The organism is Nocardia inohanensis NBRC 100128, from assembly GCF_001612945.1.
Classification (GTDB): Bacteria; Actinomycetota; Actinomycetes; order Mycobacteriales; family Mycobacteriaceae; genus Nocardia; species Nocardia inohanensis.
The window spans coordinates 1-12,562 of sequence record NZ_BDBK01000017.1 but is presented as its reverse complement, the minus strand read 5'-3'; the positions used below and the strand labels follow the sequence as shown (position 1 = coordinate 12,562).

At 67.3% G+C, this 12,562-nt stretch carries 13 protein-coding genes; 6 read left to right on the top strand and 7 right to left on the bottom strand.

The window, feature by feature from the left end; all coding sequences use genetic code 11:
- Positions 1–109: 109 nt before the first annotated feature.
- The 4 genes from NI1_RS30750 (at position 110) to NI1_RS30735 (ending at position 5,372) form a co-directional block, all read left to right on the top strand.
- Positions 110–769: a PaaI family thioesterase gene (locus NI1_RS30750; RefSeq protein WP_067827930.1), complete on the top strand. Its 660-nt coding sequence runs from the start codon at positions 110–112 to the stop codon at positions 767–769.
- Between the two features lie 68 nt (positions 770–837).
- On the top strand, positions 838–2,841 hold the full coding sequence (locus NI1_RS30745; protein WP_067827927.1) for an alpha-1,4-glucan--maltose-1-phosphate maltosyltransferase: 2,004 nt from the start codon (positions 838–840) through the stop codon (positions 2,839–2,841).
- Positions 2,838–4,985, top strand: coding sequence for a 1,4-alpha-glucan branching protein GlgB (gene glgB / locus NI1_RS30740; RefSeq protein WP_067827924.1), 2,148 nt, complete (start codon positions 2,838–2,840; stop codon positions 4,983–4,985). Before NI1_RS30745 ends, glgB begins: the two co-directional genes overlap by 4 nt.
- A gap of 204 nt (positions 4,986–5,189) precedes the next feature.
- On the top strand, positions 5,190–5,372 hold the full coding sequence (locus tag NI1_RS30735) for a hypothetical protein (protein WP_067827922.1): 183 nt from the start codon (positions 5,190–5,192) through the stop codon (positions 5,370–5,372).
- Between the two features lie 45 nt (positions 5,373–5,417).
- Here the strand turns inward: NI1_RS30735 and NI1_RS30730 are convergent, their stop codons facing one another.
- From NI1_RS30730 to NI1_RS30715, 4 genes are all read right to left on the bottom strand, one after another.
- Positions 5,418–6,047 (bottom strand): TIGR03086 family metal-binding protein, encoded by a 630-nt coding sequence (locus NI1_RS30730; protein WP_067827919.1) that lies wholly within the window; start codon positions 6,045–6,047, stop codon positions 5,418–5,420.
- A 131-nt stretch (positions 6,048–6,178) separates the two neighbouring features.
- Positions 6,179–7,039, bottom strand: coding sequence for a tetratricopeptide repeat protein (locus NI1_RS30725; protein WP_067827917.1), 861 nt, complete (start codon positions 7,037–7,039; stop codon positions 6,179–6,181).
- Positions 7,040–7,097: 58 nt separating this feature from the next.
- Complete coding sequence (locus tag NI1_RS30720; protein ID WP_439957325.1) at positions 7,098–7,466, bottom strand: DUF3817 domain-containing protein; 369 nt, start codon at positions 7,464–7,466, stop codon at positions 7,098–7,100.
- 355 nt (positions 7,467–7,821) lie between these two features.
- Complete coding sequence (locus tag NI1_RS30715; protein WP_245663486.1) at positions 7,822–9,003, bottom strand: acetyl-CoA C-acetyltransferase; 1,182 nt, start codon at positions 9,001–9,003, stop codon at positions 7,822–7,824.
- 116 nt (positions 9,004–9,119) lie between these two features.
- Between NI1_RS30715 and mce the strand changes: the two genes are divergently transcribed.
- Positions 9,120–9,590 carry a methylmalonyl-CoA epimerase gene (gene mce / locus NI1_RS30710; protein ID WP_067829059.1) on the top strand — a complete coding sequence of 157 codons (471 nt, stop codon included), beginning with the start codon at positions 9,120–9,122 and terminating at the stop codon, positions 9,588–9,590.
- An 86-nt stretch (positions 9,591–9,676) separates the two neighbouring features.
- Complete coding sequence (locus tag NI1_RS30705) at positions 9,677–10,648, top strand: coiled-coil domain-containing protein (RefSeq protein WP_067827909.1); 972 nt, start codon at positions 9,677–9,679, stop codon at positions 10,646–10,648.
- 142 nt (positions 10,649–10,790) lie between these two features.
- Here the strand turns inward: NI1_RS30705 and NI1_RS30700 are convergent, their stop codons facing one another.
- From NI1_RS30700 to NI1_RS30690, 3 genes are read right to left on the bottom strand one after another with little or no spacing between them, the layout of a single operon-like run.
- Entirely contained in the window at positions 10,791–11,096 is a 306-nt protein-coding gene (locus tag NI1_RS30700) for an Rv1322 family protein (protein ID WP_067827906.1), read from the bottom strand.
- Positions 11,097–11,106: 10 nt separating this feature from the next.
- Entirely contained in the window at positions 11,107–11,787 is a 681-nt protein-coding gene (gene nucS, locus NI1_RS30695; RefSeq protein ID WP_067827903.1) for an endonuclease NucS, read from the bottom strand.
- A gap of 9 nt (positions 11,788–11,796) precedes the next feature.
- The gene (locus NI1_RS30690; protein ID WP_067827900.1) at positions 11,797–12,456 is read right to left on the bottom strand and encodes a hypothetical protein; all 660 of its coding nucleotides are present in this window, start codon (positions 12,454–12,456) and stop codon (positions 11,797–11,799) included.
- Positions 12,457–12,562 lie beyond the last annotated feature (106 nt).

Below are 12,562 nucleotides of genomic sequence, written 5' to 3'. Positions count from 1 at the left end.
TCCACTCGGTCCAGACCGAGCCGGGCCGCGAACTTGCTGGTCCACGCGGTGTCGGCGATCCGGCATCCCGGACATGAGCATCCGGCAAGCAACCGATAACGTGTTTCATATGAGCGAGCAGCAGGTTCAGGCGGTCGAGGCAGACCCCACCCAGGAGCATCACGAGGGCGGGTTCCGGCCGATCCGGGACCTGGCGCGCGACAACAGCGTCGGCGGCCCCCACTACGGGGAGCTGATCGACCAGGTCCGCACCCTGATGGACAACGCCCGCCTGGTCAGCCCCGACGACGACCTGGCGCTCGACGCCATCGCCATGCTGAAGGAGCTCAACGCCAAGCTCGAGGCGGCCGTGGTGGACGAATGGTCCGCCCCCACCTGGCACCGCACCGACCTGCCCTCCCGCGGCAACATCACGCTGCCGCCGTTCCTGGTCGACAAGGTGAGCAAGGAGGGTGTGCACGCCCGCATCACCTTCCGCACCTTCCACCTGGGCGGCAATGCGGCGGCCCACGGCGGCCACATCGCCCTCGGCTTCGACGACCTGCTCGGCATGACCGCGGCCGTCTACTCCGGCAACGCCACCCGCACCGCCTACCTGCACGTCGACTACCGCTCCATCACGCCCCTGAACAAGGAGCTGAAGGTGCACGGCTGGGTGGAGCGCCAGGAAGGCCGCAAGATCTTCGTCCGCGCCACCCTGCACGACGGCGACCGGCTGTGCGCGGAGGCCAACGGCCTCTTCGTTCTCCTCAAGCCCGGCCAGCAGTAAACCGTTCGGCCGGAGCGCTCGCAGGTCCGGAACGCCGTCCCGCGCGGTCACCCGGTAAGTTCGAACGGGTGACCGGCCGCATCGCAATCGATGACATCGCCCCGGCAATCCCCGGGGGCCGTCCGGCGAAAGCCGTGGTCGGCGAGGTCTTCCCGGTGCGCGCCGTGGTGTGGCGGGAGGGGCACGAAGCGGTGGCCGCCACCCTGGCGGTGCGCGCGCCCGGTTCGTCACGCACCCAGCGGATCCGGATGACGCCGGAGTATCAGCCCGATGTGTTCAATGCGGTGTTCACGCCCGGGAAGCCGGGCACGTGGACGTATCGCATCGAAGGCTGGAGCGATCCGCTCACCACCTGGCGCTCGGGCGTGGAGGCCAAGCTCGCGGTCGGGCAGAGCGCGGTCGATCTGGCCAATGATCTGGAGATCGGGGCGCAGCTGCTGGAGCGGGCCGCGCAGGCGGTGCCGAAGAAGCAGTGGGAGGTATTGCGGTCGGCGGCAGCGGCTTTGCGCAGCGACGCGCAATTGCCCGCGCGGGTCGCGCCGGCGTTCAGCGCCGAGGTGGGCGAGATCCTGCGAGCTACGCCCTTGCGGGAGTTGGTGACTCACGGTCCGCAGCAGACGGTGCTGGTCGAGCGGCAGCGGGCGCTGTTCGGGTCCTGGTACGAATTCTTTCCCCGCTCCACCGGCGGCTGGGATGCCGACGGCAAGCCGGTGCACGGGACCTTCGCGACCGCCGCGAAGGAGCTGCCTCGTATCGCCGCCATGGGGTTCGACGTGGTGTATCTCCCGCCGGTGCATCCCATCGGCAAGGTGAATCGCAAGGGGCCCAACAACTCGCTGACCGCCGGACCCGAGGATGTGGGTTCGCCGTGGGCCATCGGATCGGACGAGGGCGGGCACGACGCCATCCATCCGGCGCTGGGGACCGAGGCCGACTTCACCGAATTCGTCGAGGCCGCACGGGAATTGGGCATGGAGGTCGCCATCGACCTGGCCTTGCAGTGCGCGCCCGACCATCCGTGGGTGAAACAGCATCCGCAGTGGTTCACCACCCTGCCGGACGGCACCATCGCCTACGCGGAGAACCCGCCCAAGAAGTACCAGGACATCTACCCGATCAACTTCGACAATGATCCCGACGGCCTGTACGCCGAGATCCTGCGGGTGGTGCGGCATTGGATCGGGTTGGGCGTCACCATCTTCCGGGTCGACAACCCGCACACCAAACCGGCCGACTTCTGGGAATGGCTGATCGCGCAGGTGCATCGCGACCATCCGGAGATCGTATTCCTGTCCGAGGCGTTCACCCGCCCGGCCCGGCTCTACGGGCTGGCGCGGCGCGGGTTCAGCCAGTCGTACACCTACTTCACCTGGCGGGTGCACAAACACGAGATCGCCGAGTTCGGAATGGAATTGGCGGCCAAGGCCGATGAGGCGCGGCCCAACCTGTTCGTGAATACGCCCGACATCCTGCACGAATCACTGCAACACGGCGGGCCGGGCATGTTCGCGATCCGGGCGGTGCTGGCGGCGACGCTGGGGCCGACCTGGGGTGTGTACTCGGGATTCGAGCTCTACGAACATCAGGCGGTGCGGCCGGGCAGCGAGGAGTACCTCGACTCGGAGAAGTATCAGCTGCGGCCGCGCCGGTTCGCGGAGGCGGCCGCGCGCGGAGAATCGCTGGAGCCGTTGATCACTCGGCTCAACGAGATCCGGCGGGCGCATCCGGCGCTGCAACAGCTGCGCTGCATCCACTTCCATCACGTGGACAACGATGCGGTACTGGCCTTTTCGAAGTTCGATCCGACCACCGGGGACGCGGTGCTCGTGGTGGTGAACCTGAATCCGTTCGGCACCGAGCACGCCATGGTGTCGCTGGATCTGCCCGCCATCGGCCGCGAATGGCATGACCGGCCGGTGGTCGTCGACGAGATCAGCGGCGAGGAATACCACTGGGGCCAAAGCAATTACGTGCGCCTGGATCCCGCGCGCGCGGCCGCGCACATCCTCGCCCTGCCGCCCGTGCCCGCCGCCGCGCGCAACGACCTCGCCTATAGACGATCGTTCCGATGAACCGGCGCGATCTGCTGCTGCTGGCGGCGGGCACCCATCCGGATCCGCATACGGTGCTCGGCGCGCACTCACATCCGGAGGGGACCGTCATCCGGGTGCTGCGGCCGCACGGCGAAACCGCGGTCGCGCGGATCGGCGAGGTCGATCATCCGCTGGAACCGTTGGGGCACGGGGTTTTCGAGGGTGTCGTGCCGTTCGCGGAGCTGTGGGATTACCGGATCGTCACCACGTATCCGCACGGGCGCACCGTCATCGACGCCGACGGGTACCGATTCCTGCCCACGTTGGGCGAATTCGATCTGCATCTGCTGGGCGAGGGACGGCACGAGCGGCTCTGGGAAGTGCTGGGGGCGCATCCCGAACGTTACGAGACCATGGACGGCGAGGTGACCGGGACCGCGTTCGCGGTGTGGGCGCCCAATGCCCGCGGGGTCGCCGTCACCGGGGACTTCGACGGCTGGAGCGGAAACACCGCGCCCATGCGGAAACTCGGCGGTTCCGGGGTGTGGGAAGTGTTCCTGCCCGGAATCGGGGTCGGCGACAAATACAAGTACCGGGTGCACGGCGCGGACGGGCGCATCGTCGATCACGCCGACCCGTTCGCCTTCGCGACCGAAGTGCCGCCCGCGACCGCCTCGGTGATCACGACCAGCGAATTCGCCTGGGACGACGAGGAGTGGCTGCGCGGGCGGGCGGCGACCGATCCCAATCGCGCACCGGTCAGCATCTACGAAGTGCATCTGGGGTCCTGGCGGCCCGGGCTCGGGTACCGGGAGATGGCCGCGCAGCTGGCCGAATACGTACTGGCCCAAGGCTTCACCCATGTCGAGCTGCTTCCGGTGGCCGAGCATCCGTTCGGCGGTTCCTGGGGTTATCAGGTCACCTCGTACTACGCGCCCACCGCCCGGTTCGGCTCACCCGACGACTTCCGTTTCCTGGTGGATCACCTGCACCGCAATGGCATCGGGGTCATCCTGGACTGGGTGCCCGCGCACTTCCCGCGCGACGAATGGGCCCTCGCACGCTTCGACGGGACCGCCCTCTACGAACACGCCGACCCGCGCCGCGGCGAGCAACTCGACTGGGGCACCTACGTTTTCAATTTCGGCCGGCACGAGGTGCGCAACTTCCTGGTCGCCAATGCCCGCTACTGGATCGAGGAGTTCCATATCGACGGGCTGCGCGTGGACGCGGTCGCCTCGATGCTCTATCTCGACTACTCACGGCCCGACTGGGAGCCCAATATCCATGGGGGACGCGAGAATCTGGAGGCGATGGCGTTCCTTCAAGAGATGAACGCGACCGTGCACAAGCACCATCCGGGCGTGCTCACCATCGCCGAGGAATCCACCACCTGGCCGGGAGTCACCCGCTCCACCGAGGTCGGCGGGCTGGGATTCACCATGAAATGGAATATGGGCTGGATGCACGACACGCTCGGATATCTGGCGCACGATCCGGTGCATCGCGCCTGGCACCACAACGAGATCACCTTCTCGCTGACCTATGCGTGGAGCGAGAACTACGTACTGCCCATCAGCCACGACGAGGTGGTGCACGGCAAGGGGACGCTGTGGACGCGCATGCCCGGCGACGATTTCGCCAAGGCGGGCGGGGTGCGGGCGCTGCTGGCGTACATGTGGGCGCATCCGGGGAAGCAGCTGCTGTTCATGGGGCAGGAGTTCGGGCAGTTCCGGGAGTGGGACCACGATCGCGGGCTGGACTGGTACGAGCTGGAAAACCCGCTGCACCAAGGGATTCAGACGCTGGTGCGGGATCTGAACGGGCTGTATGCCGCGCAGCCCGCGCTGTGGAGTCAGGACACCTCGCCGGGCGGGTACGCCTGGATCGATGCCGACGACCGGGATCACAATGTGCTGTCGTTCCTGCGGTACGGGACCGACGGGTCGATCATCGCGTGCATCTACAACTTCTCGGGGTCGGAGCATCGCGATCATCGGGTCGGGCTGCCCGTCGCGGGGCGCTGGCGGGAGATCCTCAATACCGATGCGATTACCTACGGCGGCAACGGGATCGGGAATCTCGGGGCTGTCGACGCGACGAACGAACCGGCGCACGGACGGCCCGCCTCGGCGCTGATCACCTTGCCGCCCAACAGCGGGATCTGGCTGCTGCCGGAGTGATCTGCAAGATTCGGTCCGATTCCCGCGACTTGCCGCCCCCAGATCGGTGGGCAACAGAATCGATGTCGAACGGTCGGGCTTCCGATCGTGATAGGACTGAGACGCGGCCGCAACTCAGGGGGCTATGCCCCCGAACCCCGCCAAAGGGGCCGGAAGGGGTGTCACCCCTTCCACTCAATTCTCTTGAACAGGAATGAAATTCGCATGAAGAAGTTGGGTACTTTCGCGCTCGTCACCGCCGGTGCGGGGCTGGCCTCGGCCGACGCCGTCAAGCTGGAGCCCGTCGTGGCGGTTGGTGAGCCGGATCCGAGCGGCACCGGCTCCTCGTCCATCGTGACCGAGATCGCCAAGCTGCTCCCCTCCCTGAGCTCCGGCACCACCAAGTAGCCGAGCCCGGTTCCCCACCCTCCCCATCGGTGGGGAACCGCCCGGTCAGTGCGGCCAGCCGGGTGTACGGCCGAGCACCGCCACCACCTGATCCAGGTCGGGTGCGTCGTCGCCGGTCTTCACCTCCGGCGCGAACGCGGCACCCGGCGCGGTCCGGGAATCGCCGCCCGGGACGGCGCGGGCGACCAGCAGCGCGGCCCCCAGGATCTCCGGATCGAAACTCACGGTCGTACCCAAAGTCTTTGCCACGTCCCAGGAGTGGACGACGTAATCCACGAAATGGAAGCTGATCGCCAGCGGGGCGGGCAGCTTCGCACCATCGCGCACCTCCGGCAACGGGAAGCGGCGCTCCAGCACGCCGTCCTCGGCGAAGGCCGCGAGCACTTGCTCGGCGGCGGCGCGGTATTCGGCGATCGGATCCGGCCCGAGCGGGCGGGGCTTCCAGAACGCCAGGTCCTCCGCACCACCGCGGGCGGCCGCCGCGAACCCGTGATGCTGAATGATCATGTGTTCCAGCAGATCCCGCAGCACCCAGCCGGCGCAGGGGGTGGGGGCGTCCAGGTCGTCGGTGGTCAGCCCGGACACGACGTCGATGCTGGTGCGGACCGCGCGTGCGTTCAAGGCGACCAGTGCGGGGCCGTCGGCCAATAGAGCTTCGTAGGTGCGAGACGTCATGGCACGAGCCTATTTTCGTGGCTCGCGATCTGCCTCCCGAACCGCCTGTGAGAGATTTCGCCGCGCGCCCGGGAATACTCGTGGTTCCCTCCCGAACCGGGAGGGGACCACGAGATGTCTTGCGGCGCGGGTCAGTACAGCGCGGCGGCGAGCTTGCGGCGCGCCGCCATCACGATCGGCTCGGCCGGATCGAAGAGCTCGAACAGCTCCAGCAGATGCGTGCGCACCCGGGTGCGGTCATCCCCGGCGGTGCGCTTGACCTGCGCGATCAGGCGATCGAAGGAGGCTTCGGGCTGCTGGTTGAACATTTCGAGATCGGCGGCGGCCAGCGCGGCATCCAGGTCGGCCGGGTCGGCGTCGGCCTTGGCGAGCGCATCCGGGTCCACCTGCTGCACGCGGGCGATGAACTGCACCTGGCGCAGCGCGGCCTTGGCGTCGGCATTGTTCGGTTCGGCGTTCAGGATGTCCTGATAGATGGCGATGGCGCTGTCGAAGTCGCCCTGCTCCAAGGCTTCCTCGGCGGCCACGAAACGCGGATCCTCCGGCACCTCGGGCTCGGCCTCCGCGCCGCCCGCACCCACACCGGGGAGCTTGCCGCGCACCGCGTCCACAACGGCGGCCAGCCACTGGGTGACCTGCTCCTCCGGCTGATTACCGGTGAAGTCGGCCAACGGCTGGCCCGCGGCGACGGCCACCACGGTCGGAATGCCCTGCACCTGGAAGGCCTGCGCGATGCGCATGTTCGCCTCGGCCTCGACCGTGGCCAGATCCCAGTCGCCGCCGCTGTTCGCGACCAGCTTCTCCAGCAGGCGCACCAGTTCGACGCTGCCGGGGCTGCGCTGCGAGTACAGGGCCACCACGACGGGCACCTGTGCCGAACGGCGCAGCACCTGGTCTTCGAAATTGGCCTCGGTGACGGCATGGCCTCCGGGGACATCCGCGGCGGCGGCAGCGGGCTGCTTCAGAGCGGACAAATCCACCGCGCCCGACATAGCGGCGGCAACTGCGGCGGAAGGACGGCGTGCAGGTCGAGTCACGCCCTCCAGTCTGTCACGAACGCGCGGCGGCGGGGTTCGCGGCTTGGCTCAGCTCACCCAGATGTCCGGAGTTGATCGCCCACCGCTCGAAGAAGACCGAGGAGAACGGAATCACGCTGGAGGCCAACCCGATCAACGTGACCTTGCCCGGCCACTCGAACTCGCGCGAAGCCAGCAGCACGCTGATCGCATAGAACACGAACACGATCCCGTGCAGCAGCCCGAACACCATCACCGGCCACTTGATGGGCGCATCCGCGATCCCGAAGGTGTCAGCACGCTTCAACACCGACCCGAGCAGTAGCAGCGCCCACGAGGGAGCCTCCACAATCCCGAAGAACCGGACCCGCTTGGCAACAGTGCTCAGATCGAAGATTTCCACGGCCCCCATTGTGCCGGAATAGCTACGACGACTCGTAGTGGAGCCCGTCACAGCCCGCTTACGCGGGCAGAAGAAGGTTCCTCGGGGGCAAGCCCCCGAACCCCCAAGGTGGGATGCGGCCAGCCCACCGACGACGCCGGGCGCCAGCCCACGAACGACGCCGGGCGCCAGCCCACCAACGACATCGGGCGCCAGCCCACCAACGACATCGGGCGCCAGCCCACCAACGACATCGGGCGCCAGCCCACCGACAGGGTCGGGCGTCAGCCCAAGGGGGTCCGGGGGCTTTGCCCCCGCTCCCCTTTAACGCAGCGACCGCTGCGGCCTTGGCCGCAGCGGTCGCTGAAGGTGGGGGTTAGACGCGGACGATGAGGGCGTCGCCCTGGCCGCCGCCGCCGCAGAGGGCGGCGGCGCCCACGCCACCGCCGCGGCGCTTCAGTTCGAGGGCGAGGTGCAGGACGATGCGGGCGCCGGACATGCCGAGGGGGTGGCCGATGGAGATGGCGCCGCCGTTGACGTTGACCTTCTCGGGGTCGATGCCGAGCTTGCGGGTGGAGGCGATGCCGACCGCGGCGAAGGCTTCGTTGATCTCGACGAGGTCGAGGTCGGCGGGCGAAATGCCTTCCTTGGCACAGGCTTTGGCGATCGCGTTGGCGGGCTGGTCCTGGAGGGTGGAGTCGGGGCCGGCGACGACGCCCGCGGCGCCGATCTCGGCGATCCAGGACAGGCCGAGGGATTCGGCCTTGGCCTTGCTCATGACGATGACCGCGGCCGCGCCGTCGGAGATCTGGGAGGCGGAGCCGGCGGTGATGGTGCCGTCCTTGCGGAAGGCGGGGCGCAGCTTGCCGAGCGATTCGGCGGTGGTGTCGGCACGGATGCCCTCGTCCTCGGCGAACTGGATCGGGTCACCCTTGCGCTGCGGGATGGAGACCGGCACGACCTCGTCGGTGAAGACGCCGTTCTTCCACGCGGCGGCGGCCTTCTGATGCGAGGCGGCGGCGAACGCGTCCTGGTCCGCGCGGCTGATCACGTCGGCGTCGTTGCGCTGCTCGGTGAGCAAGCCCATCGCCTGATCGGTGAAGATGTCGTGCAGGCCGTCGTAGGCCATGTGGTCGCGCAGGGTCACGTCGCCGTACTTGAAGCCCTCGCGGGACTTCTCCAGCAGGTGCGGGGCATTGGTCATGGACTCCATGCCACCCGCGACGACGACTTCGTACTCACCGGCGCGAATCAGCTGATCCGCCAAGGCGATTGCGTTGATACCGGACAAACACACCTTGTTGATGGTGAGCGCCGGAACATCCATGGAGATGCCCGCGGCCGCGGCCGCCTGCCGAGCCGGGATCTGCCCCGCGCCGGCGGTCAGCACCTGACCCATGATCACGTAATCGACCAGCTCGGGCGCGACGCCGCCCTTCTCCAGCGCACCCTTGATGGCGATGCCGCCGAGATCCGAGCCGCTGAAGTCCTTGAGCGAACCGAGCAGTCGCCCGACGGGGGTACGCGCACCGGAGACGATGACGGAGGTGGTGGTCACGATGGGGGCCTCGCTTACGTCAGATGAGTCGGCCCCGCCAACCATCGGAGCCTTTACTCAAAGGTAACGTGCGGCACGTCCGCAACCTTCCGAGGGTGCGCGCTACGGTCGATGATGTGAGCAACACCGAGAACACCGAATTCATCCCCACGGAATACGTCACCGCTGTCGATCACGTCGGTATCGCGGTGCCCGATCTCGATTCCGCGGTGGCCTGGTACCGAGACAATCTCGGCATGGTCGAGACGCATCGCGAGATCAATGAGGCGCAGGGCGTGCACGAGGCCATGCTGTCCGTCGCGGGCGCTCCCGCCGGTTCGGTTGCGCTTCAGTTGCTGTCCCCGCTCAACGATGAGTCCACGATCGCCAAGTTCATCGACCGAAACGGGCCTGGCCTGCAACAGCTGGCCTATCGGGTCACCGATGTGGAGGCTGTTTCGCAGCAACTTCGTGAACGGGGCTTGCGTTTGCTGTACGACGCCCCGCGCGCCGGAACCGCAGGTTCCCGCATCAATTTCATCCACCCCAAGGATGCTGGTGGTGTGCTGGTCGAACTCGTCGAACCGGCCGCGAAAACTACTCACTAGTACCGGAGTTCAGCTCCCTAAAGAGGCTGTAACAACATTCGCGGTCGGGTCACCATCAGTGGTCGGCAGGCTGTAGTTTGTGGGGCATGTCGTCCACTGAGCCCGATCGTAATCGCTTCGTTGCACTGCCCTTTACCGTTGTGCGGAAGGGCTATGACCGTGACGAGGTGCGTAACTACTTCGACCGTTTCGATGCCGAGCTAAGGGTCACCGCGACCGATCGCGATGCCGCCGCAGCCCAGGCCCGCAACCTGGCGGCCCAGCTGGAGGACGCCCGCGACGAGATCGACGAGCTCCGTAAGGAAGTCGACCGGCTGTCCGTGCCGCCGACCACCGCCGAGGGCATGTCCGATCGCATCTCGCGCATGCTGCGCCTGGCCTCCGACGAGGCTTCCGAGGTGCGCGCGCAGGCCCAGGCCGAGGCCGCCGAAATGATTTCGATCGCCGAACAGCAGGCGACCGAAATGCGGGGTAAGTACGAATCGCTCCTCTCCGAGACCAAGGAAAAGCGCGAAGCGCTCGAGATCGAATTCGAGCAGACCCTCGCCAACGCGCGTTCCGAGTCCGCGAAGATCGTCGAAGCCGCCAATGCCGAGGCCGACCGCCTCACCAAGGAGTCCGAGGCCAAGCGCAAGGCCACGCAGCAGGACTTCGAGGTCACCATGGCCGAGCGTCGCACCAAGCTGACCCGCGCCATGGAGGAGCTGGAGGCCACCTCGCGCGCCGAGGCCGCCCAGCGCATCAAGGACGCCACCGACGAGGCCAACCGCCTCATCACCTCGGCGACCAACACCGCCGATCGCAAGATCGCGCACGCCAAGGAGCTCGCCGAGGAGATGCGCGTGCTGCGCGGCCGCGTCCTGGCCCAGCTGCTCGGCATCCGCGGCCAGCTCGACTCGGTCCCGGCCATGCTCGCCGCCGTCAACCGCGAGAGCGAACTGCTCGACGGCGCACCGGAACAGCGCTCCCTGGCCAACAAGGGCCGCAAGGCCATCTCCGATGTTCGGGACGACGAGATCGTCGACGAAGAGCGCGAAAACGCCGACATCTCCAGCTAATTCCACCCGCCCGGGCGACACCCACCGTTCGAAGGCCGCTTCCTTTCCAGGAGGCGGCCTTCCTTATGTCTCCGGCCGCACCGGATCGGCGCATTACGCGCAGCATCCAGACGAGTTGCCCAGCCGGACAGTTACTTTCGGTTCATGACCACTTACGGGTGATGGTGCGGGTGCGGCGGCCGTTCCAGCAACCGGTGTGCCAGTGGCGGCGGTCGTCCTCGCCGCCGTAGGCGGGCCAGGCTACGAGATGGGGTACGCCGGGCATGATTTCGTGATCGCAGCCCGGGCAGCGGTAGGTCTTGGTCGCGCGGGAGCCGGCGATATTGCGGACCTGATAGGTCTCACCGTCGGGGCCCTCCTCCGTCCGCCCGAAGGAATCGGAGATCGGGCGCGGCTCCTGTTGGAACCGCGCCGCGGCGGGATTGGGCCGAGGTTTCCGGCGGGGCATGTAATCGAGGTTAGAACAGCCGGAAAACGTCGCTCTCGGTGCCACGTAGCGCGTCGTAGTCGAGGGTGACGCAGCGGATGCCGCGATCGGTGGCGAGAGTCTTCGCCTGCGGCTTGATCTGCTGGGCGGCGAAGACGCCGGCCACCGGGGCGAGCAGGGGGTCGCGGTTGAGGAGCTCCAGGTAGCGGGTGAGCTGTTCGACGCCGTCGATCTCACCGCGGCGCTTGATCTCGACCGCGACCGTCGCGCCGTCGGCGTCGCGGCAGAGGATGTCCACCGGTCCGATGGCGGTCATGTACTCGCGGCGGATGAGTGTGTAACCCGCGCCGAGGGTTTCGATGTGCTCGGCCAGCAGCTCCTGGAGATGGGCTTCGACGCCGTCCTTCTGGAGACCGGGGTCGATGCCGAACTCGTGCGAGGAGTCGTGCTCGATCTCCTCCAGGGTGATGCGGAGTTCCTCGCCGGCCTTGTTGGTCACCACCCACAGGGCTTTCGCTGTCTCCGAATCGCTTTCGCGCTCCTCCAGCCAGCAGGGCGGGCTCATCCAGTTGAGCGGCTTGTACGAACCGCCGTCGGAGTGGACGAGCACCGAGCCGTCGGCCTTCACCATGATGAGGCGACGGGCCATCGGCAGATGGGCGGTGAGACGGCCAACGTAGTCGACTTGGCAACGAGCAATCACGAGGCGCACCGGTCCACTCTAGTGAGTGCCCGGCGCCGGATCCGAACCGGTGCGCAGCAGGCGCGCCACGGCGCGTAGACCGGCCACTATCTCGCGCTGATCCAGCAGGGCGGAGTCGGCGGTGGACTGCCAGGTGCGGACCGAGGCTTGCAGTTCGTCCATTCGATGGGCGAGCTCCTGGACCTCGGAGCGGAGAGCCAGGACCGTGTCGGGCGGGTAGTCGGCCTCGTAGGAGATCGCGGCGATGCGGGCGCGGACGTAGGCGAAATACGCTGCCACCGGGCGGAATACGACGCTCAGCAGGAAGAAGGCGGCGAAGTAGTAGCCGAGGATGTAGCCGAAGGCGATCGAGATGATGACGGCGATCAGCGCCGAGATGATGTGGGAGCCGACGGCCATGGCCAGGAGGCGTTTGGTGAGAGCGAAGAGTTCGGCGGTGTTGGTCGGTGGGACCGGGATCTCCTGGCGCTGAGCCGAACTCATGCGATGAGCGGCCTGCCGGGCGGCGTAATAGAGATTCCACGGGACAGTGAGGATGACCAGGAGCCAGAAGAAGGCCACGAGGCCGAGGCTGACTGCGACGACAGTGTGCGTGTCGAGATCCGCCCAAACCGTAAGAGCCACAACCGCTATCACCATCACCGCGCCGGCCCAGAAAAGCCCCCAGTATTGCTTCATGGGAAGAGCTTCGCGGGATCGGCTGCGCGGCAACAGCGTAGGACTACGCAGAGCTGCCTTGAAAACGCAGAAACCCCCTGACCGAAGTCAGGGGGTTTCGCGAATG

Bases quoted from the DNA above. Each gene is read 5' to 3' on its own strand.
- NI1_RS30730 (WP_067827919.1), bottom strand. From the start codon at position 6,047: ATGACGTCTCGCACCTACGAAGCTCTATTGGCCGACGGCCCCGCACTG.
- NI1_RS30700 (WP_067827906.1), bottom strand. From the start codon at position 11,096: ATGCCCCGCCGGAAACCTCGGCCCAATCCCGCCGCGGCGCGGTTCCAA.
- NI1_RS30735 (WP_067827922.1), top strand. From the start codon at position 5,190: ATGAAGAAGTTGGGTACTTTCGCGCTCGTCACCGCCGGTGCGGGGCTG.
- glgB (WP_067827924.1), top strand. From the start codon at position 2,838: ATGAACCGGCGCGATCTGCTGCTGCTGGCGGCGGGCACCCATCCGGAT.
- NI1_RS30750 (WP_067827930.1), top strand. From the start codon at position 110: ATGAGCGAGCAGCAGGTTCAGGCGGTCGAGGCAGACCCCACCCAGGAG.
- NI1_RS30725 (WP_067827917.1), bottom strand. From the start codon at position 7,039: ATGTCGGGCGCGGTGGATTTGTCCGCTCTGAAGCAGCCCGCTGCCGCC.
- NI1_RS30705 (WP_067827909.1), top strand. From the start codon at position 9,677: ATGTCGTCCACTGAGCCCGATCGTAATCGCTTCGTTGCACTGCCCTTT.
- NI1_RS30690 (WP_067827900.1), bottom strand. From the start codon at position 12,456: ATGAAGCAATACTGGGGGCTTTTCTGGGCCGGCGCGGTGATGGTGATA.